The 20,762-nt window shown below is 66.4% G+C and carries 16 protein-coding genes; 4 read left to right on the forward strand and 12 right to left on the reverse strand.

The window, feature by feature from the left end; all coding sequences use genetic code 11:
* Positions 1-33 precede the first annotated feature (33 nt).
* Positions 34-681 (forward strand): hypothetical protein, encoded by a 648-nt coding sequence (locus FHY18_RS14140; RefSeq protein ID WP_259156128.1) that lies wholly within the window; start codon positions 34-36, stop codon positions 679-681.
* A gap of 156 nt (positions 682-837) precedes the next feature.
* Here FHY18_RS14140 and FHY18_RS14145 read toward each other — a convergent pair whose 3' ends face one another.
* The 11 genes from FHY18_RS14145 to kdgD form a co-directional block, all read right to left on the reverse strand.
* Positions 838-2,127 carry a citrate synthase gene (locus tag FHY18_RS14145; RefSeq protein WP_039409911.1) on the reverse strand — a complete coding sequence of 430 codons (1,290 nt, stop codon included), beginning with the start codon at positions 2,125-2,127 and terminating at the stop codon, positions 838-840.
* A gap of 229 nt (positions 2,128-2,356) precedes the next feature.
* Positions 2,357-2,599 (reverse strand): type B 50S ribosomal protein L31, encoded by a 243-nt coding sequence (locus FHY18_RS14150; protein ID WP_010364531.1) that lies wholly within the window; start codon positions 2,597-2,599, stop codon positions 2,357-2,359.
* 71 nt (positions 2,600-2,670) lie between these two features.
* Positions 2,671-3,609 carry a nucleoside hydrolase gene (locus FHY18_RS14155; RefSeq protein ID WP_259156134.1) on the reverse strand — a complete coding sequence of 313 codons (939 nt, stop codon included), beginning with the start codon at positions 3,607-3,609 and terminating at the stop codon, positions 2,671-2,673.
* Positions 3,610-3,747: 138 nt separating this feature from the next.
* Positions 3,748-5,889, reverse strand: coding sequence for an ATP-dependent DNA helicase RecG (gene recG / locus FHY18_RS14160; protein WP_259156135.1), 2,142 nt, complete (start codon positions 5,887-5,889; stop codon positions 3,748-3,750).
* 25 nt (positions 5,890-5,914) lie between these two features.
* Positions 5,915-6,295, reverse strand: coding sequence for a RidA family protein (locus FHY18_RS14165; protein ID WP_007967636.1), 381 nt, complete (start codon positions 6,293-6,295; stop codon positions 5,915-5,917).
* 341 nt (positions 6,296-6,636) lie between these two features.
* A complete protein-coding gene (garD, locus tag FHY18_RS14170) occupies positions 6,637-8,178 on the reverse strand; it encodes a galactarate dehydratase (protein ID WP_259156150.1) in 1,542 nt (513 codons plus the stop codon).
* A gap of 35 nt (positions 8,179-8,213) precedes the next feature.
* Positions 8,214-9,485, reverse strand: coding sequence for an OprD family porin (locus FHY18_RS14175; RefSeq protein ID WP_259156152.1), 1,272 nt, complete (start codon positions 9,483-9,485; stop codon positions 8,214-8,216).
* Between the two features lie 76 nt (positions 9,486-9,561).
* A complete protein-coding gene (gudD, locus tag FHY18_RS14180; RefSeq protein ID WP_259156153.1) occupies positions 9,562-10,917 on the reverse strand; it encodes a glucarate dehydratase in 1,356 nt (451 codons plus the stop codon).
* A gap of 19 nt (positions 10,918-10,936) precedes the next feature.
* A complete protein-coding gene (locus FHY18_RS14185; RefSeq protein WP_259156155.1) occupies positions 10,937-12,316 on the reverse strand; it encodes an MFS transporter in 1,380 nt (459 codons plus the stop codon).
* A gap of 116 nt (positions 12,317-12,432) precedes the next feature.
* Positions 12,433-14,013 carry an aldehyde dehydrogenase (NADP(+)) gene (locus FHY18_RS14190; protein WP_259156156.1) on the reverse strand — a complete coding sequence of 527 codons (1,581 nt, stop codon included), beginning with the start codon at positions 14,011-14,013 and terminating at the stop codon, positions 12,433-12,435.
* Entirely contained in the window at positions 14,013-14,930 is a 918-nt protein-coding gene (gene kdgD / locus FHY18_RS14195) for a 5-dehydro-4-deoxyglucarate dehydratase (protein ID WP_259156157.1), read from the reverse strand. The genes FHY18_RS14190 and kdgD overlap by 1 nt, the downstream gene beginning before the upstream one ends.
* A gap of 296 nt (positions 14,931-15,226) precedes the next feature.
* On the opposite strand from kdgD, the gene FHY18_RS14200 reads away from it, so the two are divergent.
* Positions 15,227-16,096: a LysR family transcriptional regulator gene (locus FHY18_RS14200; protein WP_259156158.1), complete on the forward strand. Its 870-nt coding sequence runs from the start codon at positions 15,227-15,229 to the stop codon at positions 16,094-16,096.
* Between the two features lie 440 nt (positions 16,097-16,536).
* Here FHY18_RS14200 and FHY18_RS14205 read toward each other — a convergent pair whose 3' ends face one another.
* The gene (locus FHY18_RS14205; RefSeq protein ID WP_046962862.1) at positions 16,537-18,708 is read right to left on the reverse strand and encodes a bifunctional (p)ppGpp synthetase/guanosine-3',5'-bis(diphosphate) 3'-pyrophosphohydrolase; all 2,172 of its coding nucleotides are present in this window, start codon (positions 18,706-18,708) and stop codon (positions 16,537-16,539) included.
* Positions 18,709-18,905: 197 nt separating this feature from the next.
* On the opposite strand from FHY18_RS14205, the gene FHY18_RS14210 reads away from it, so the two are divergent.
* Both FHY18_RS14210 and FHY18_RS14215 read left to right on the forward strand, forming a co-directional pair.
* Positions 18,906-19,604 (forward strand): HAD family hydrolase, encoded by a 699-nt coding sequence (locus FHY18_RS14210; protein WP_259156159.1) that lies wholly within the window; start codon positions 18,906-18,908, stop codon positions 19,602-19,604.
* A gap of 25 nt (positions 19,605-19,629) precedes the next feature.
* The gene (locus FHY18_RS14215; protein ID WP_259156160.1) at positions 19,630-20,583 is read left to right on the forward strand and encodes a sugar-binding transcriptional regulator; all 954 of its coding nucleotides are present in this window, start codon (positions 19,630-19,632) and stop codon (positions 20,581-20,583) included.
* Positions 20,584-20,762 lie beyond the last annotated feature (179 nt).

Consider the following 20,762-nt stretch of genomic DNA (forward strand, 5'->3'; position numbering starts at 1 on the left):
GAGTCGGACCAGGTTCATTAGGGGAGCCCGGCCATGCATCACGCGCGCGAACACGCCGATACGCGAACCCGAGAACGTCGCCACCGCCTGGCGCACGAAGCCGCCCGGCTGATGGCCGAAGGCGGCATCCGCGATTTCCATCAGGCCAAGCTCAAGGCCGCCAACCGGCTCGGCATCCACGACGACGCATCGCTGCCGCGCAATCGCGAGATCGAAGATGCGCTACGCCAGTACCAGCGCCTGTTCGCCGGGCCCGACCACGCAGCGCGGTTGCGCCAACGCCGCGAAGCGGCCTTGCGCGCACTGGAATTCCTGAGTCCGTTCCAGCCGCGGTTGATTGGCCCGGTACTGGACGGCACTGCCGATGCAAACGCACCGGTGCAATTGCAGCTGCATAGCGACGATCCGGACGCGGTACAGCGTTTTCTGGAAGAACACCGCATCCCGGCCGAAGCGCGCACCCGCCGTCTGCGGCTGGACCGCGAGCGCAACGGCGACTTCCCGATGTGGCTGTTCAGTGCCGAGGAGCTGACCTTCGACCTGACGGTGCTTCCCTACGACGCGCTACGCCAGGCGCCGCTGTCGCAGCTGGACGAAAAACCGATGCCACGCGCCTCGGCCGCACAACTGCGGCAGTTGCTTGCGGAACAGGAGGTTGACGCGTACAGGCGACGGGAGTGAGCGCAAACGCTCCATCGCTGCGCGCGCCGTCTGCACTCATCCGCAACTGCTCGCTACGTTTGTCAGCCGCTTGGTGAAGCGCTTGCGCTCCAGCAGGCAACAACAAAAACGCCCCGCAGTGCGGGGCGTTCGTTTACGCAGACGATCTTCAGCCGATTAACGCTTGGCGCTGTCGGTGTAGTCGCGCTTGTCGTAGCCGGTGTAGATCTGGCGCGGACGGCCGATCTTCATTTCCGGGTCGACCTGCTGCTCCAGCCAATGCGACACCCAACCGGCGGTGCGCGCGATGGCGAACATCACGGTGAACATTTCCACCGGAATATTCAGCGCCTTGTAGATCAGGCCCGAGTAGAAGTCCACGTTCGGGTACAGCTTGCGCTGCACGAAGTAGTCGTCCTTCAGCGCGGCTTCTTCCAGCTTCAACGCCACTTCCAGCAGCGGGTCGTTGACGCCCAGCTCGCCCAGCACCTTGTGGGTCATCTCGCGGATGATCTTGGCGCGCGGGTCGAAGTTCTTGTAGACGCGGTGACCGAAGCCCATCAGGCGGAACGAGGAGTTCTTGTCCTTGGCCTTGGCCACGGCCGACTCGACGTTATCGGCAGTGCCGATCTCTTCGAGCATCTTCAGCACCGCTTCGTTAGCGCCGCCATGTGCCGGGCCCCACAGCGCGGTGATGCCGGCGGCGACCGACGCATACGGGTTGGCACCGGTCGAACCGACCAGACGCACGGTCGAGGTCGAGGCGTTCTGCTCGTGATCGGCATGCAGGATGAACAGCAGATCCAGTGCCTTGGCGACAACCGGATTGATCTCCAGCGGCTCGCTCGGCACTTCGAACATCATGTGCAGGAAGCGGTCGACGTAGTTCAGGTTGTTGCGCGGGTAGCGGATCGGCCAGCCGATCGAATAGCGGTATGCGGCGGCGGCCAGGGTCGGCACCTTGGCGATCAGACGGATGGCGGCCTGACGGCGCTGTTCCGGATCGTTGAGGTCCAGGGTGTCGTGGTAGAACGCCGACAGCGAGGCGACCGAACCGGCCAGCATGGCCATCGGGTGCGCATCGTGGCGGAAACCGCCGAGGAAGTTCTTCAGCGACTCATGCATCATCGTGTGATGCGTCACTTCGTGGTCGAACTTCTTGAATTCGTCCGCCGTCGGCAGTTCGCCGTTCATCAGCAGATACGACACTTCCAGGAAGCTGGACTTCTCGGCGAGCTGTTCGATCGGATAGCCGCGGTACAACAACACGCCGTTGTCGCCATCGATATAGGTGATGGCCGACTTGCAGCTGGCGGTGGCGGTGAAGCCCGAGTCGTAGGTGAACAGACCGGTTTCTTTGGTCAGCTTGGAAATATCGACGCAGTCATTGCCCAAGGTGGGCTTGAGAACCGGCAGAACGACCGACTTGTCGCCGGCGTTGAGCGTGACCTGATCAAGATCGGACACTGTGTACGCTCCTTCAGTGGAAGGCGCCTGATCCCACATGGGCAGGCACGTGATGGAAGTCCAAGGCATCGCCTCGGATCACGTCATTATCGCACAGCAGCATTTTGGCCGTCGCTTGGACAGAAGTCGTAGACGCACCTGTCGGGACCACGCAAGCGAAGCGCCGGCGCTCCAAACAACAACGGCCGCGCAATGCGCGACCGTTGTCGGTACAGCCCGTCCTGCAAGTTCAGCGCGCGTAGCGCTTCTGGAACTTGTCGATACGGCCGCCGGTGTCGATCACCTTGTGCTTGCCGGTATAGAACGGGTGCGACGCGGAGGAAATTTCCACCTTGATCAGCGGATATTCCTGGCCGTCTTCCCACTTCACGGTCTCTTTCGAGCCCATGGTGGAACGGGTCAGAATCTTGAAGTCGGACGTCACGTCGTGAAAGACGACGTCTTTGTAGTTGGGATGCACGTTATCTTTCATGGACTTGGCGCCGGGCTGCCTGGATAAGCCGAGCATTATAGCGGCCTCCGCTCGCCCGGCGCAAGGTCGCCCTAGCCGGCCGCCAACGCCGCCCCGACCAGGCCGTAGAACCGCTGGTGGTCGTACTCCAGCAGCAGGTTGGCGTTGTCGGGCGCGCCACCCTGCCGGTTCCAGTCCACCAGGGTCATGCCGCGGGTGTGCGTACCGGACAGTTCGATATGGACCGGGCGCTGCTCCAGGCGCTGGGCGCCTTCCGGGTGCAGCGCGAACGCCATCGCCAGCGCGTCGGCGGCGTACCAGTACTCGCCACGGCTGTCTTCGGACCACAGGCGGGTCTTGCGCGAGATTTCTTCATAGAAGCGGGCGCGGGCGCTATCGGCCGCCAACCATTGCTCGACATCGCGATGCAGCAGGCCGTGCGCGATGGTGGCTTCCCAGTCGGCCACGTCGAAGTGCGGGAAGCCGCGGAACACGATATGCGCCGCCTCCGGGTCGAAGCCGATGTTGAATTCGGCGGCAGGCGTGATGTTGCCATGCCCGGTCAGCGCCCCGCCCATCACCACCAGCCGGCCGACGCGTTGCGGCAGGGTCGGGTCCAGGGTGAGCGCCAGGGCCAGGTTGGTCAGTGGGCCCAGGGCCACCAGCAACAGCTCGCCGGCGTAGTCGTGCGACAGACGCAGGATGGCGAGCGCCGCATGCTCGGCCTCGGCGCTGCGCCTGGCCGCCGGCAGGCCGACATCACCGAAGCCATCGATGCCGTGCACGTGCGCTGCATCGACCGAGGGGTGCAATAGCGGCTGCGGGCAACCGGCATACACCGGCACATCCGCGCGGCCGGCGATCTCGCAGACCTTCAGGGCGTTGCGCACGGTGTGCTCCAACCCCACGTTGCCGGCGGCGATGGTCAGCCCGACCACTTCATGGCGGGCGTCGTTGAACGCCATCAGCAACGCCAGCGCGTCATCCACGCCCGGGTCGGTATCGATCAGCAGCGGTATTCTTTTTGTCATGGGATTCGGGATTGGGCATTCGGGATTCGTTGCGGCATCTTCGCAAGGATCGACGAGCCGCGCGAATTCCGGGAACGTCCAGGTCGCAGCAGCCCCGCTTTGACGAATCCCCAGTCCCGACTCCCCAATCCCCGCCGCTCAAGCGGCCGCATACCGCACCGCGCTGCCGATCCAGCGCGCGACCACGCGATCGGCGATCTCCGGCGCGTCGGCCAGCAGGCGCTCGGCCAGCACCTGCACGCGCGGCAGCAGGCCGGCGTCGCGGGCCAGATCGGCGATGCGGAAACTGGCGAGGCCGGTCTGGCGCGTGCCCAGCAGTTCGCCGGGACCGCGCAGCTCCAGATCCTTTTCCGCGATCACGAAACCATCGTTGGTCTGACGCATGGTTTCCAGGCGTTGACGCGCCATCATCGACAGCGGCCCCTGGTAGAGCAGCACGCAACTGGACGCCGCCGCACCGCGACCGACCCGGCCACGCAGCTGGTGCAACTGGGCCAGACCCAGCCGCTCGGCGTTTTCGATGATCATCAACGAGGCGTTGGGCACGTCCACGCCGACTTCGATCACGGTGGTGGCAACCAGCAGATCGCTGCGGCCTTGCTTGAAATCCAGCATGGCCTTCTGTTTTTCAGCCGGTTTCATGCGGCCGTGCACGAGCGCGACGCGTACGCCGGGCAGCTGCGCCGACAAGGCCTCGAAGGTGACTTCCGCGGCTTGCGCTTCGATGCGTGGCGGGCCGGCCGGTGCAGCCTTGCCCGGGTCTTCGCTTTCTTCGATGAGCGTGCACACCCAATACGCCTGGCGCCCTTCGGCGCAGGCGGCGCGGATGCGCTCGACAAGATCGGGGCGCCGTTCGGCGCTCAGGACGATGGTCTGCACCGGCGTACGGCCGGGCGGCAGCTCGTCGATGGCCGAGACGTCCAGATCCGCATAGGTCGACATCGCCAGGGTGCGCGGGATCGGCGTGGCGGTCATCACCAACTGATGCGGCACGCTGCCGGCGGCTGCGCCCTTGTCGCGCAGCGCCAGGCGCTGATGCACGCCGAAGCGGTGCTGCTCGTCGATGATGGCCAGCGCCAGGTCGTGGAAGACCACCGCTTCCTGCATCAAGGCATGCGTGCCGACTACCACCTGGGCCTGGCCGGAGGCGACCTCGGCCATCGCCGCCGCGCGTGCCTTGCCGGTGACCTTGCCGGCCAGCCAGACGATGCGCACGCCCAGCGGTTCCAGCCAGCCGCGCAGGTTGGTGAGGTGTTGCTCGGCCAGCAGTTCGGTGGGCGCGGCCAGGGCGACCTGCTTGCCCTGCTCCACAGCCAGCATCGCCGCCAGGGCAGCGACCACGGTCTTGCCGCTGCCGACATCGCCCTGCACCAACCGCAGCATCGGTGAGGGCTGCGCCAGGTCGTGCGCGATCTGTTCGAACACGCGGTGCTGCGCCCCGGTAAGCTGGAACGGCAATGCGTTGCGCAGTTGCTGCACCAGGCGGCCGCCGCGCAATTGCGGGGCACGGAAGCGCTGCAGGGCGATGCGCTGGCGGCGCAGGCTGAGCTGGTGCGCAAGCAGTTCTTCGAGCGCCAGCCGCTGTTGCGCCGGATGCCGGCCAGCGAGCAGTTGCTGCGGATCGCTGTTCACCGGCGGGCGGTGCATGGTCAGCAAGGCGCTACGCAGCGAGGGCAGTTGTTCGTCCTGCAGCCAGTGCGGCGGCAGCAACTCCAGTGCGGCCTCCGGCGGCAACCGCTCGAGTGCCTGGCCGATGAGCTTGCGCAGCGTGGCCGGGCCGACGCCTTCGAGCACCGGATAGACCGGATCCAGGCTGTCGCCCAGTTGTGCGTCTTCGCCTACCGCGAGCACGCGGTAACTGGGATGGACAATTTCCCAACCGTTCTGGCCGGGCTTGGGCGTGCCGAACACTCGCACGCGCGTACCGACCGCAAACTGCGCCACCTGCGCGGCGCGAAAGTGGAAAAAGCGCAGCACCACGCTGCCGTGCGACTCGTCCGAGATAGCCACGCGCAGCAACGGGCGAAAGCGAAAGCCGCGCTCCACCGCCTCCACCCGCCCTTCGATCTGCGCCGGCACGCCGCTTTGCAGCTGCGCGATCGTGGTCAGCCGGGTGCGGTCTTCATACCGCAGCGGCAGATGCAGCCACAGGTCCTGCACGCTCAGGATGCCGCGCGCGGCAAACTTGTCGGCCACTTTCGGGCCAACGCCGGGCAGGCTGGACAGCGGAGCCTGGCCGGCGACGGCCAGGCTCGGCGTGGCGACGCGCGCGCGGGGCACGGCGGGTCGGATCAGTCGCGCCGGATCACTCGAGCACCATCACCGCATCGACTTCGAAACCGGCGCCCTTCGGCAGGCCGGAGACTTCGATGGTGGAACGGGCCGGGAACGGGGCCTGGAAATACTCCTGCATCACCGCGTTGACGGCGGCAAACTGGCCCAGGTCGGTCAGGTACAGGCCCAGCCGCACGATCTTGTCGAGCGAGCCACCGGCCGCTTCGGCCACCGCCTTGAGGTTGTCGAACGCACGGCGCGCCTGCGCACCGATGTCGCCCGGCACGATCTCGCCGGTGGCCGGATCCAGCGGGATCTGGCCGGAGAAATACACCGTGTTGCCGGCGCGCACTGCCTGCGAGTAAGGGCCGATGGCGGCAGGCGCCTGGTCGGTATGGATGATCTGGGACATGGCGACTCCGTCAACACTGAAAACGAGCGCGCATTGTATCGGCGCCTGCCATGGCGGGCGAATGCGGCGGTGACGGCGCGCGGGCCTCGGTGGTGGCCTAACGGCGCGTTGCTCGGTGGACTGGGTGTCTTGCCGTGGTATGGGTTGCGGCTGGCTTTCGCTTGCGCGCGATGGCTTCAGTGAGGCTGTAGGTGTGCGCTGCTGGACGCTGTGTGACGTAGTGCGTGAGGCTTCGCCCGTCCACTCATCCGCCCCTTCGGGGCACCTTCTCCCCCATGAAGGGGGACGATGTCCCGATGGGAGAAGGGAGGTGCGCCTTCTCCCGTGAGAGAGCGCCAGGACTAGGTAATCGGCGCCGGATTGAACAACGCCAGATCGTTGTGCAGGCGGTGCTGCTCGGTCCAGGTGCGCTGGCCGCTGGCAACGTCCAGATAGCGCTGGAACAACTCCCAACCCAATTGCTCCAGCGTCTTGGCGCCGGTCGCCACGCCGCCGGCATCGATGTCCATCAGGTCGGACCAGCGTTGCGCCAATTCGCTGCGGGTGGCCACCTTGATCACCGGCACCATACCCAGGCCGTAGGGCGTTCCGCGCCCGGTGGTGAACACGTGCAGGTTCATGCCCGCCGCAACCTGCAAGGTGCCGCAGACGAAATCGCTGGCCGGGGTGGCGCAATACTGCAGCCCGCGCCCCTTGACCCGCTCGCCGGGCGGCACCACACCGTTGATCGCCGAGGAGCCGGACTTGGCGATCGAACCCATCGCCTTCTCCACGATGTTGGCCAGCCCGCCCTTCTTGTTGCCCGGGGTGGTGTTGGCGCTGCGGTCGGCCTGGCCGCGCGCCAGGTAGGCGTCGTACCAGGCCATTTCGCGCACCAGCGCCTTGGCGACATCGGCATTGGCCGCGCGCGGCACCAGCAGGTGGATGCCATCGCGCACTTCGGTGTTTTCCGAAAACATCACCGTGGCACCGGCGCGTACCAGCAGGTCGGCGGCCACGCCCAGGCCCGGGTTGGCGGTGACACCGGAAAACGCGTCGCTGCCGCCGCATTGCATGCCCACCACCAGCTCGCTGGCCGGCACGGTTTCGCGGCGACGCAGGTCCAGATGGCGCAGGCGCGCTTCGGCCATGGCCATGATCGAGCCCACCATGTCGGCAAAGCCCAGGCTGGCTTCCTGCAGGCGATACACGCCGCTGTCGTCGGCGCTGGCATCGTCGGGCAGCAGGCGCTCGGGCGCGAGTTTTTCGCAGCCCAGGCCCACGATCAGCGCCTGCCCGCCGAAGTTGGGGCTGCGCGCGATGTTGCGCAGCGTGCGGATGGGGATGATGGCCTCCGGCGCGGTGATTGCCACGCCGCAACCGTAGACGTGATTGATCGCAACCACATCGTCGACATTGGGATAGTTGGGCAGCAGCTCGGTGCGGATGCGCTCCACCGCATGGCCGAGCACGCCCACCACGCACTGCACGCTGGTCATGATGCCCAGGATGTTGCGCGTGCCGACACTGCCGTCGCGGTTGCGATAGCCCTGGAAGGTGTAGCCCTGCAGGGGCTCGGGTGCGGGTGCCGGCTGCAGCGACAGATCCAGCGCGCTCAGATCGGGCGCTTCGGGCATCGCCAGCAGTTGCTCGCTCACCCAGGCGCCGCGTGCGATGTCGGCATTGGCGGTGCCGATCACCGCGCCCAGGCGGATCACCGGCGCGCCGGCGGCCAGGTCGCGCAGCGCCATCTTGTGGCCCTGCGGAATGTGTTCGATGGCGGTGAGCCCATCCGGAAAAGTGGCGCCGGCCGGCGCGCCGTCATCGTTGACGACGATGGCGACGTTGTCGCGCGCATGGGCGCGGATGCTCAGCCAACGGGTGGATTGCTGGGTTGCGGACATCGTGGGGCTACCTTGCAGGCGTGGGGTGGAGTGCATTACCGGTCGGGGCTGTCGAACTGACGGCGGTACTGCAGGATCAGGCGGTTTTCATCGACATTGCGCTGGTAATTGGAGCGAAAGGTGCCGTTGAACCAGATGGCGCTCAAGTGCTTGAAGCGCTCGCTCTGGAATTGATAGGTGGTCAAGATATCGCGAGCCCACTCGCGGCCTTCGCCGGCATAGGTGGCCGGCTGCGCATGGTCGCCGCTGATGTAGCGCGCCATCACGCTGAGGCCGGGAATGCCGATGCTCTTGCCATCGATGCTGTAACGCAGCTGCCAGCTGCGCTCGCCGCGTTCGAGAAAGTCGTTGATGAAGGTCCAGTTGAAGACATTGCCGTCGGTGCCGCCCGGCCAGGGCATGGCGCTGGGGCCGGACAGGCGTTGATAGCCGGCGCCGAATTCGTGCCCACCCGTGCGCCAGGACAGCATGCTGCTGAACATGCGGTTGTCGATCGGCCCGGCACGCGACTGGCCGATGTCATCGGTTCGGAAATAACGCAGATCCACACGCAGCTGGTCCTTGCCGAAGGCATGCGTCTGGATCAGGTTGTAGAGCTGCTGCCGGTAGATGTCTTCCATCACCGCGCCCTGATAGCGCAGTTGCGTGCCGGGCACGACGCTGTAGGTTGCCGAGAGCAGGTTCAACGCATCCGAATCCGGCGTGCCTAAAAAACGACGGTTCTTGTTGGTCAAGGTGATGGGCACGCGCGAATCGCCGTCGCGGTACCAGGCGCTGGTGAAGCGCGCGAGCAGCAGATCGAGCTTGGGCACGTCCTTGGATTCCAGGGTCACGCCCTGAAATGTCTCCGGCATGATGCGGGTGATGCTGGCGCGCACCAGCGGCTCGTTGGGAATGAAGCTGCCCCACTTCACTTCGGTTTGCGAGGCGCGCAGCTTGAGCGTGGGTGCCACCCGCATCAGCGCATGTTGCGCAGTACCGTCGTCGTTGTTGGGCAACAGGCCGGTGCCGCCTTCGGCGCGCACGCCATCGAGCTTGAAATCGCCGATACCCAGCAGATCCAGGCCCGCGCCGACCGCCCCGCGGGTATAGCCGCTACGGGCATCGACCACGAACCCCTGCGCCCACTCGGCACGCTTGCCCTGCCCTTCGCCGCTGCGGAAATCGCGGTTGTAATAGAAGTTGAGCGCGGTGACCTCGGCCGTTGCGCCATTCCAGAACCCCTCATCGGGTGGTTGCGCACGCGCACGCCCGGCCGCGCCGACCGCCAGCAGCGCAGCGCCGCTGATTGCCATCATGCTTTTCATTGCTCGGTTCTCCACCTGCGGTGAACTGGCGGTCATGCGCTGCTGCCGGCGCTCCGGCAGCAGGCATCGGGGCGCTTCAGCGCACCAGGCAGGGCCGCTTGTTGTCGAAGGTCCAGTTGGGGATCAGCGCCTGCATCGCGGCGGCGTCATCGCGCGCGCCCAGGCTCAGGCTTTGGTAGGTGCGATGCGCGGCCTCCAGCGCGTCCATGTCCAGCTCCACACCCAGGCCCGGCCTTGCCGGCACCTGGATCTGGCCGCCGACGATCTGCAGTGGGTCGTGAGTCAGGCGTTGGCCGTCCTGCCAGATCCAGTGCGTGTCGATGGCGGTCACCTGCCCCGGCGCTGCAGCCGCGACATGGGTGAACATCGCCAGCGAAATATCGAAATGGTTGTTGGAATGCGAGCCCCAGGTCAGGCCCCAGTCGCGACACAGTTGCGCCACCCGCACCGAGCCCTGCAACGTCCAGAAATGCGGGTCGGCCAGCGGGATATCCACCGACTGCAACTGGATGGCATGGCCCATCTGCCGCCAGTCGGTGGCGATCATGTTGGTGGCGGTCGGCAGGCCGGTGGCGCGACGGAATTCGGCCATGATCTCGCGCCCGGAATAGCCATCCTGCGCACCACACGGGTCTTCGGCATAGGCCATCACTCCATGCATGTCGCGGCACAGAGCGATGGCCTGATCCAGCGACCACGCACCATTGGGGTCGAGGGTGATGCGCGCCTGCGGAAACCGCGCGTGCAACGCATGGATCGCCTCGATCTCCTCCTCGCCGCGCAGCACGCCGCCCTTGAGCTTGAAATCGCGGAAGCCGTATTTTTCGTAGGCCGCTTCGGCCAGCCGCACCACCGATGCCGGCGTCAAGGCTTCCTGGTCGCGCACAGCCTCCCAGTCATCGCGGGCACCGCTGCCGTCGCGGTAGTCGAGCGCAGTCTTGCGCCGGTCGCCGATGAAAAACAGATAGCCCAGCACATCCACGGCGCTGCGTTGCTGGCCTTCACCGAGCAAGGCAGCGACAGGCTGGTCGAGGAATTGCCCTAGCAGATCCAGCAACGCCGATTCGATGGCCGTCACCGCATGGATGGTGATGCGCAGATCGAAGGTCTGCAGGCCACGGCCGGCGCTGTCGCGGTCGGCAAAGGCGGTGCGTACCTGATTGAGGATGCGCTGATACTCGGCGATGGAGCGGCCGCGAATGAGCGGCGCGGCTTCCTGCAGCAAGCCGGCGATCGCCGCGCCGCCAGGCACTTCGCCCACGCCGGTGCGTCCGGACGAATCGCGCAGCACCAGCACATTGCGGGTGAAGTAGGGCGCGTGCGCGCCACTGAGGTTGAGCAGCATGCTGTCCTGCCCGGCGACAGGCACCACGCGGATGTCGGTGATGCGCGGCGTGGCGCCGATGCTTGCAGGTGCGGTGTGGATAGTCATCGAAAGTCTCCCAGGACGGTCACAGCGGTGCGGGCACGGGCATGGACGGGCCGCCGGGCGGCGCCTTGAGTTCCACGCGCTTGATTTCGCCCACCACCACCAGATAGGACACCACCGCCAGCAAGGCATTGAGCCCGACGAACACCAGCGCCCATTCGAAGGTGCCGGTGGTGGACACGATGTAGCCGATGACGATCGGCGTGGTGATGCCGGCGATGTTGCCGAAGGTATTGAACAGGCCACCGGACAGGCCGGCGATTTCCTTGGGCGAGGTATCGGCCACCACCGCCCAGCCGAGTGCGCCGATGCCCTTGCCGAAGAAGGCCAGCGCCATCAGCCCGACCACCATCCATTCGGCCTGCACATAGTTGCAGCCGATCATCGTCACCGACATCAACATGCCGACAACGATCGGCGTCTTGCGCGAGACGGTGAGCGAGTAGCCACGCCGCACCATGCGGTCGGACACATAGCCACCCAGCACGCCGCCGATGAAGCCGCACACCGCCGGCAACGACGCCACAAAGCCGGCCTCCAGGATCGACATGCCGCGCTCCTTGACCAGGTACACGGGAAACCAGGTCAGGAAGAAATACGTCAACGTGGTAATGCAGTACTGGCCGATGTACACACCCAGCAACATGCGGTTGCACAACAGCTGCTTGGCGTAATGCCACTGCGTGCCCTTGGGCTGACTGCCCGGCTTGTTGCCCTGCTCCATGTCCACCAGCGCGCCGTTGCGCTGGATGTAGTCCAGTTCCTGCGCGCTCAGGCGGGGGTGTTCGCGCGGGGCATAGATGGTCTTGCGCCACAGCAGCGCCAGCAGCACGCCCACGCCGCCCATCACCAGAAACACATGCTCCCAGCCCCAGGCATGCACCAGCCAGCCCATCAGCGGCGCAAACGCCACCGTGGCGAAATACTGCGCAGAATTGAAGATCGACGCAGCCAGGCCACGCTCGGCGGTGGGAAACCAGGCCGCCACGATGCGGCTATTGCCCGGAAACGACGGCGCTTCGGCAATGCCGACCAGAAAGCGCAGCACAAACAACGTGGTGACCGCCCAGGTCACCGGCACCCAGTCGATAAAGCCCTGCAGGGCGGTGAACAACGACCAGATCAGCAGCGACAGGCCGTACACGCGCCGCGAGCCGAAGCGATCGAGCAACCAGCCACCGGGAATCTGCCCGGCCACATAGGCCCACCCGAACGCAGAAAAGATGAAGCCCATCTGCAGCGCGTCGATGCCCAGCGCATCCTGGACCGCGGAGCCGGCGATGGACAAGGTGGCGCGATCGGCATAGTTGATCGTGGTCACCACGAACAGCATCAGCAAGATCAGGTAGCGCCTGCGCGGAACCGTCGTTGAACCGACTGTTTTTGAATCGATAGCCATCATCGTTCCTCACCTATGACGATGGAAGCGCACTGCGCTTCGGTACTCCACGTTGCGCCTGCAGATGGCGTACCGGACCCTCCTCCGGCACGCCTCAGGCATCGTTGCCGCGGCAGCTGTCAGTCGTGTCCCAGCACGCCATCCACGCGTCGCCACAGCCCGAGCGGGTTGTCGTGCGCGACGGCGGCAGGCAACAGCGCCGGCGGCAGATCCTGATAGCAGACCGGGCGCAGGAAGCGATCGATCGCCAGCGTGCCGACCGAGGTGCTGCGGCTGTCGGAGGTGGCCGGGAACGGGCCGCCGTGCACCATCGCGTGGCAGACTTCCACGCCGGTGGGCCAGTCGTTGACCAGGATGCGCCCGGCCTTGCGCTCCAGCACCGGCAGCAATGCGGCGGCCAGTTCGGTATCGCCGGCCTCCATGTGCAAGGTGGCGGTGAGCTGGCCTTCCAGGTGCTCGCTCAGCGCGCGCAGCTGTTCGATGTCCCTGCAACGCACCAGCAGCGACGAGGCGCCGAAGACTTCGGCCTGCAGCGCTTCATCGGCCAGGAATGCATCGGCGTCGGTGCCGAACAACGCCGCCGGGCAGCGCCCGGCTTCCGCCGCGCCGCCGCGTGCCAGCGTGCTGACCTGCGGATGCGCGGCCAGACGCTGCACGCCTTGCGCGTAGGCCTGGCCAATGCCTGCGGTGAGCATCGCTGCCGGCGACACCGCCTGCAGCGTTTGCGTTGCGGAGGCGACAAACGCATCCAGCGCCGGCGAATCGATCGCCAGCAGCAAGCCGGGATTGGTGCAGAACTGCCCGCTGCCCAGGGTGAGCGAGCCGACGAACGCCTTGCCCAGGTCGGACGCGCGTGCCTGCAGCGCCTGCGGCAACAGATACACCGGATTGATCGCGCTCATCTCCGCATACACCGGAATCGGCTCGCGGCGTGCCGCGGCAATCTTGACCAGCGCCATGCCGCCGGCACGCGAGCCGGTGAAACCCACCGCCTTGATGCGTGCGTCGGCCACCAGTTGCGCGCCGATCTCGATGCCGGCGTCAAACAGCAGCGAGAACACGCCCTCGGGCAGGCCGCATTGCGCCACCGCCGCCTGGATCGCACGGCCCACCAGTTCCGAAGTGCCCGGATGCGCGCCGTGCGCCTTGACCACCACCGGGCAGCCGGCCGCCAGTGCCGAGGCGGTATCGCCACCGGCCACCGAGAATGCCAGCGGGAAATTACTGGCACCGAACACCGCCACCGGCCCCAGCGCGATATGCCGCTGACGCAGATCCGCGCGCGGCAAGGGCGTGCGTTGCGGCAGCGCCGGGTCGATCCGCGCCTGCAGCCAGCTTCCTTCGCGCACCACGTTGGCGAACAGGCGCAGCTGCCCCACCGTGCGTCCCCGCTCGCCTTCCAGGCGCGGGCGCGGCAGGCCGCTTTCATGCATGGCGCGTTCGATCAAGGCATCGCCCAGTGCCAGGATCTGCTCGGCGATGGTTTCCAGGAAGACTGCGCGCGCGTCCAGCGTCACTTCGCGGTAACGATCGAACGCCGCCTGTGCCAACGCGCAGGCCTGCTCCAGATCCTGTGCGCTCGCCGAGCCGAACGCCGGCTGCAATGCCGCGCCGCTGGCCGCATCCACCGCATGAAATTCCTCCCCTGCGCCGCGCACGTCGCGCTGCCCGATCAGCGATTGGCCCTGGATGGTGTGCATCAGCGACGTCCTCCGATCAGGTGCTTGAGCTGGGCGAATTCGTCCTCGCTGAGGTCGGCCAGCGGCGTGCGGACCGGACCGGCCGGGCGGCCGACCGCGCGCATGCCGGCCTTGACGATCGACACCGCATAACCGGCGCGGCGATTGCGCAGCACGGTGTACGGCAACACGAAGTCGTTGAGCTCGCGGTAGATGCTGGCGTGGTCGCGCGCGCGCACCGCCGCATAGAACGCCAACGCCCACTCGGGCAGGAAATTGAAGATGGCCGACGAATAGGTGGTCACGCCCATTTCCAGATACGGCAGCGCGAAGGTTTCGGCGGTGGGCAGTCCGCCCACGTAGAGCAATCGGTCGCCCAGGCGTGCGTAGATGCGGGTCATGCGATCCACATCGCCGATGCCGTCCTTGTAGCCCACCAGGTTGGGGCAACGCTCGGCGACACGCGACAGGGTCACATCGTCGAGCTTGGCGTTGGCGCGGCCGTAGACGATCACGCCCAGCCTGGTCGCCTTGCAGACGCGCTCGACATGATCGGCCACACCATCGGCATCGCACTCGGTGAGGTACGGCGGAAACAGCAGGATGCCGTCGGCATCATTGCGCTCGGCAGCCTGCGCCATCTCCACGGCGATCGCGGTGCCGTAGCCGGCCGGTGCGATGACCGGCATGCGGCCGGCGGTCTGGGTCACCGCCGCGCGCACGGCGCGGTTCACTTCGTCCAAGGTCAGCGAAAACAGCTCGCCGGTGCCGCCGGCGGCAAACAGCCCGGCGGCCGGGTGCGAGGACAGCCAGTCCAGATTGCTGCGGTAGGCGGATTCGTCAAAGGCCAGGTCGGCATCGAAATGGGTCACCGGAAACGACAACAGCCCGGCGCCAAGCGCTTGGGCCATTTCGGACGGGGTGTATCTGCTGCTCATCGGACAAACGCTCCTGGGCGGGGGATGCGGTTGATCCTAGAAATGCAGATCGTTGCCGGTCCAAACCAAAGGACGTATTGTTTGATTCACAAGTTGAATCAATCGCATCATCAGGCGACGTAGTGCGCCGCAAATGGCTGCTTTGCAACGCTTTTTCGACACTGCGTAATTATGGCCGGTTGCGCCCGTCAGCCGGGCTCCTGGCTTGGCACCGCCTATTCATTCGCGCTGGTGGCGGAAGGATGTTGCGGGTGCAGCATCCAATTCATGTGTTTTGCCATGCGAGGCCCGCCCCCATGTTCGATCTGCAGCAACTGCGTTGCTTTGTCGCCGTTGCCGACGAACTGCACTTCCGTCGCGCCGCCGAGCGCCTGAACATGACCCAGCCGCCGCTCAGCCGGCAGATCCAGCTGCTGGAGCACAGCGTCGGCACCGCGCTGCTGGAGCGCAACAGCCGGCATGTGCGGCTGACCCAGGCCGGGCGCAGCTTGCTGGCCGAAGCGCGCGCGATCCTGCGCATGGCCGAGAACGCCGGCCTGCGCGCGCGCCGCATCGGCACCGGCGATGCCGGCAGCGTGTCGGTGGGGTTCACCGCCGGTGCCAGTTACCGCTTCCTGCCCGAGGCCATCGCGCGCTGGCGCAGACAGGCGCCGGATGTGGACCTGCAGCTGAAGGAAATGGTCAGCCTGGCGCAACTGGACGCGCTGGATGCAGGCCGGCTGGATATCGGCCTGCTGCGCCCGCCGATCCAGCGCCAGGGCCTGCACAGCCGCTGCGTGGCACGCGAACCGCTGATCGCCGCGTTGCCGGAAGACTCGCCGCTGGCGCACCGCGACAGCCTGCGTCTGCAGGATTTCCACGGCCAGCCGCTGGTCAATTACGCACCGGACGAGGCGCGTTATTTCTACGATCTGCTGGCGCAGTTGTTCGGTGCGCGCGGCATCGCGCCGCGCTCGGTGCAGTACGTCAGCCAGATTCATTCGGTGCTGGCGCTGGTACGCGGCGGCATGGGCATGGCGCTGGTGCCCGAAGGCGCCAGCGGCCTGCGTTACGCCGGCATCGTGTACCTGCCGCTGCGCGATGAGGCGCCGGCCACGCCGGTGGAATTGCATCTGGTATGGAAGCAGGACAACGACAACCCTGCACTGCGCCGTTTGATCGCCTGAGGTCCGCAAGCGCGTTGTTCAAGCAGGAGCGCCCACCGCCACCGTCACGCAATGATGCGCCGCTCAGAGAGATTCTGCGTCGACCTTGGCCGACTCGCGTGCGCGCCGGGGTGTCCTGAAAGCGGGTGCGGTGCATGCCTTGCACGTCCAACCGAGACTGCGCCCCGGTCTGAGCGCGGTGCATGCCACGTCGAGTGCTGATATCACCTTGGTTGCGATCACCCGCAAGGGGCGCGCAGTTCCTGACGTCGTGAGCAAGCCGCGCTCACGTTTCGCTTGCAGCGCAACTCACGATCGACGCAGTGCGCAACACTGGCCGCTTCGTTCGCACTGCAAAGCACTACACCAAATCGATCAATGCACTGCATTTTCGTGGCACGCGCCGTCGCACAAGCCGATCAACCGGCCTGCTGGGGCGCATGGCAAAGTCCCGCTGCGACCTATTGACGCCCCACGCTCTGCACCACATGCAGGCGCCGCAGCCGGCGCATCACTTCGGCCAGGTGGCGGCGGTCGCGCACCTGGATGTTGAAGCGCAGCACTGCCGCATTGAAGTCGCGGTCCAGGTAATCCACACGTTCGATATTGGATTTGCTCTGCGCGATCGCCGCGGCCAACTGCGCCAGCACGCCGGTGCGGTTTTCCACTTCCACCACCAGCGCGGTGTCGTAGTCGCCGGTGACGTTGGAGTCCCAATCGATCGGCACCCAGCGCTCGGGCGACTTGCGCAGCTCGGCCAGGTTGGGGCAATCCAGCCGGTGCACCACGATGCCCTTGCCGGCGGTGTGATAGCCCATGATCTCGTCGCCGGGAATCGGCTGACAGCAGTTGGCGAAGCTGATCACGCCGCGCTCGCTGCCGTCGATCAGGATCTTTTCGTGCGAGTGCTTGGAATGCCCGCCGCCGCGCAACTCCGCGTACGCCATCAAGGCCTGTGCGGCCTGGGTGGGCATCCAGTTGCCCAGCGCCACATCGGCCAGCAGCGCTTCCAGCCGCGGATAACGGTGTTCGTTGAGGAAGGCATCCAGCCGGCCCTTGGGCAGGCGCTCCAGCGAGCTGTCCATCGCCTCCAACGCGCGGTCGAGCATGCGATGACCAAGTTGCACGGCATCTTCGTGTTCGAGCTGCTTGAGCTGGTGGCGGATCGCGGTGCGCGCCTTGCTGCTGACCACGAACTCCAGCCACTGCGGCTTGGGCGTGGCCGAGCGTGCGGTGATGATTTCCACCGCCTGCCCGCTGACCAGCTTGGTGCGCAAGGGCACCAGTTTCTTGTCCACCCGCGAGGCCACCGCGCGGTTGCCCACATCGGTGTGCACCGCGTAGGCGAAATCCAGCGCGGTGGAGTTGCGCGGCAACGCCAGGATCTTGCCCTTGGGCGTGAACAGGTAGACCTCGTCCGGGAACAGATCCACCTTGACGTTGTCCAGGAATTCCAGCGACGAGCCGGCGGCGCGTTGCGAGTCGATCAGCTCCACGATCCAGTCGTGCGCGCGGCTCTGCGCACTGTTGGGCGAGGCAGAGCCCACCTTGTAGGTCCAATGCGCGGCCACGCCGCGTTCGGCGATCAGGTCCATCTCCTCGGTGCGGATCTGCACTTCGATCGGCGAGCCGTAAGGGCCGAACAACACCGTGTGCAACGACTGGTAGCCGTTGGCCTTGGGAATGGCAATGAAATCGCGGAAGCGCCCGTCCAGCGGCTTGAAGGTGGCATGCACCGCGCCGAGGGCGTGATAGCAATCGGCCACCGTGCGCACCACCAGCCGGAAGCCGAACACGTCCATCACCTGGTCGAAGGACTTGTTCTCTTCGTGCATCTTGGAATAGATGCTCCAGGGAGTCTTGATGCGGCTGACCAGGCGATGCTCCAGCCCCTCCTTGGCCAGTCGTTGCGACAGCTGCACTTCCACCTGCGCCATCGATTCGCGCCGCACCACCGGCTGGCTGCGGATATGTTTTTCGATGATGGCGTGACGCCACGGATACAGCGCGCGGAAGCCCAGGTTCTGCAGCTCGGACTTGATCAGGCTCATGCCCAGGCGCTGGGCGATGGGTGCGTAGATCTCCAGGGTTTCGCGCGCGATGCGGCCGCGCGCCTCGGTACTCTGCGCGCCGAGCGTGCGCATGTTGTGCAGGCGGTCGGCCAGCTTGATCATGATCACGCGCAGGTCGCGCGACATCGCCAGCAGCATCTTGCGGAAGCTTTCGGCCGCCGCTTCCTGGCGGTCGCGGAACTTGAGCTTGTCCAGCTTGGTGACGCCATCGACCAGCTCGGCCACCGCTTCGCCGAATTCGGACGCCAGCTCTTCGCGCGTCAGCGGCGTGTCTTCGATGGTGTCGTGCAGGATCGCGGCGATCAGCGATTCCATGTCCAGGCCCAGCTCGGCGAGCACGCCGGCCACGGCCACCGGATGGGTGATATAGGGCTCGCCCGACTTGCGGGTCTGGCCGGCATGCGCGGTGGCACCGACTTCCCAGGCACGGCGCAGGATCGGCAGCTGCTCCTTGGGAAGGTAGCTGGCAGCGCGCTCGAGGTGCAGGACGTAGTCGGGGATGGCCGGGTCGGAAGACGGGGACGTCGCCACGGTCGCCTGGGCAGTGGGGCCTGGGTTCATGCGCGAAGACTATGCCAGTGGCCGGTTTGCGGCAACGCGGCATGCACTGCGGACAGGCCGGCCGCCTGCGATGGGCCGCTGTACCGGCGCCCCGCGCCAGCCGCAGCGGCCCTTAACGCGCAGCCTGCAACTTTGCCCAGCCAAGCGACATTTACCCGGCTGCTACACTCGGGCTGCGCCACTCCAGGGACCCACCCATGCTCGCTCCCCCCGACCTGCTGATCTTCGACTGCGACGGCGTGCTGGTCGACAGCGAGCCGTTGGCCTGCGCGGTCCTGGCCCAGGCACTGCAGTACCACGGCGTGGACATCGACATCGACGGGGTTCAGCAGCACTTCCTCGGGCGCAGCCTGGGCAGCGTGCGCGCGCATGTGCAGACGCTGGGGCGGACGCTGCCGGATACCTTCGAGCGCGACCTCACCGCCGCGTTGCTGGCGCGCTTTGCCAGCGAACTGCAGCCGATGGCGGGCGTGGCCATGCTGCTTGACGCACTGCAGACACCGCGGTGCGTTGCCTCGTCCAGCCATCTGGAACGGGTGCGTCTGTGCCTGCAGGTCACTGGCCTGGCCGGTCGTTTCGGCGCGCACATCTACACCGCCGAGCTGGTCGCCCGCGGCAAGCCTGCGCCGGATCTGTTCCTGCTCGCCGCCGCACGCATGCACGTGTCGCCCGTGTCCTGCCTGGTGATCGAAGACAGCCCCAGCGGCGTGCTGGCCGCATGCGCGGCCGGGATGCAGGTCTGGGGATTCACCGGCGGCGGCCATCACCGCGCAACGGCGGCCGCCGCCGCGTCGCTCGCGGCCGCAGGCGCATCGCAGGTGTTCGCGGACATGCCCGCCGTCGCCACAGCACTGGGTGCCATCGGCACCCAGCGCCTGGGCACTACGTTAGGCTGAGACTTCCACGCAGACAGATGTGACGATGGCCACCCCCGACAACGACACCAGCCGACTCGATGCCGCAGCCAGGGCGGGCTGGCTGTACTACATCGCCGGCAACACCCAGGACGAGATCGCACGCAAGCTCAAGGTCTCGCGCGCAACAGCGCAGCGTCTGGTGTCGTTGTGCCTGAGCCAGCGGTTGATCACCTTCCGGCTGGAGCATCCGATCGCCGCCTGCATGGATCTGGCCGCGCAGCTGCAGGACCGTTTCGGCATGCGCTACTGCGAGGTCGCGCCCACCGACCCGGCCGACCCGCACCTGGTCACCGGTGTCGCCGAACGTGCCGCGGCGCTGCTGGAATCCACCCTGCGCAGCGACACCCCCAGCATCATCGGCATCGGCACCGGGCGTGCCATGCGCGCGGCAGTGGAGCGCATTCCGGCGATGCAGACGCGCAATCATCAGCTGGTTTCGCTGGTCGGCAACATTTCCCCGGACGGCTCGGCCAGCCCGTTCGATGCAGTGGCCCGCCTGGCCGACCTGACCGGCGCGCAGCACTACCCGATGCCGCTGCCGGTGTTTCTTTCCTCGCAGGAAGAACGCGAAACGCTGCTGGGCATCGAGGCGGTACGCAGGGTCCGCGCGATCGCCGCAAAGGCCGATCTGCGCCTGGTCGGTGTCGGCCAGCTCGATCAGACCGCGCCCCTGCATGTGGATGGCTTCATCAGCCGCACCGAACTGCTGGACCTGATCCGGCTGGGCGCAGTGGGCGAGGTGATCGGCTGGGCGCTCACCGCAGCCGGCGACATCATCGATGCAGGCACCAACCTGCGCTTGACCAGCGTGCCGCATCCGATGCCGGCGACCAGCCTGTCGATCGGCGTGGCCGTGGGCAACGCCAAGGTAGGCCCGATCAAGGCCGCGCTGAAGGGCCGCATCCTCAACGGCCTGATCACCGACGAGCACACCGCCAAGGCTTTGCTCGCCAGCTGAGCGGCGCAATCGCGGCGGGCTGGACGGCAGTTCATTGCTGAAATTTCCCGGCATGCGCGGGAGCGTTGGCGTGCGCCGCGATGCTGCGCTGCAAGATCGAAAGTGCTTTACAGCGCGGCAAGGCCGTGGGCATATGCGCACCACACGGGCATTTGCTCAACCAACCTCAAGCTGAGGCA

Source organism: Xanthomonas sp. 3793 (genome assembly GCF_024806835.1).
Lineage (GTDB): Bacteria > Pseudomonadota > Gammaproteobacteria > Xanthomonadales > Xanthomonadaceae > Xanthomonas > Xanthomonas arboricola_F.

What these genes read in the sequence shown, in the direction of transcription:
- FHY18_RS14215 (WP_259156160.1), top strand. Translation starts at nt 19,630, where the DNA reads ATGGCCACCCCCGACAACGACACCAGCCGACTCGATGCCGCAGCCAGG.
- FHY18_RS14155 (WP_259156134.1), bottom strand. Translation starts at nt 3,609, where the DNA reads ATGACAAAAAGAATACCGCTGCTGATCGATACCGACCCGGGCGTGGAT.
- FHY18_RS14140 (WP_259156128.1), top strand. Translation starts at nt 34, where the DNA reads ATGCATCACGCGCGCGAACACGCCGATACGCGAACCCGAGAACGTCGC.
- FHY18_RS14210 (WP_259156159.1), top strand. Translation starts at nt 18,906, where the DNA reads ATGCTCGCTCCCCCCGACCTGCTGATCTTCGACTGCGACGGCGTGCTG.
- FHY18_RS14150 (WP_010364531.1), bottom strand. Translation starts at nt 2,599, where the DNA reads ATGAAAGATAACGTGCATCCCAACTACAAAGACGTCGTCTTTCACGAC.
- gudD (WP_259156153.1), bottom strand. Translation starts at nt 10,917, where the DNA reads ATGACTATCCACACCGCACCTGCAAGCATCGGCGCCACGCCGCGCATC.
- FHY18_RS14165 (WP_007967636.1), bottom strand. Translation starts at nt 6,295, where the DNA reads ATGTCCCAGATCATCCATACCGACCAGGCGCCTGCCGCCATCGGCCCT.
- FHY18_RS14185 (WP_259156155.1), bottom strand. Translation starts at nt 12,316, where the DNA reads ATGATGGCTATCGATTCAAAAACAGTCGGTTCAACGACGGTTCCGCGC.
- FHY18_RS14175 (WP_259156152.1), bottom strand. Translation starts at nt 9,485, where the DNA reads ATGAAAAGCATGATGGCAATCAGCGGCGCTGCGCTGCTGGCGGTCGGC.
- kdgD (WP_259156157.1), bottom strand. Translation starts at nt 14,930, where the DNA reads ATGAGCAGCAGATACACCCCGTCCGAAATGGCCCAAGCGCTTGGCGCC.
- FHY18_RS14190 (WP_259156156.1), bottom strand. Translation starts at nt 14,013, where the DNA reads ATGCACACCATCCAGGGCCAATCGCTGATCGGGCAGCGCGACGTGCGC.
- FHY18_RS14205 (WP_046962862.1), bottom strand. Translation starts at nt 18,708, where the DNA reads ATGAACCCAGGCCCCACTGCCCAGGCGACCGTGGCGACGTCCCCGTCT.
- garD (WP_259156150.1), bottom strand. Translation starts at nt 8,178, where the DNA reads ATGTCCGCAACCCAGCAATCCACCCGTTGGCTGAGCATCCGCGCCCAT.
- FHY18_RS14200 (WP_259156158.1), top strand. Translation starts at nt 15,227, where the DNA reads ATGTTCGATCTGCAGCAACTGCGTTGCTTTGTCGCCGTTGCCGACGAA.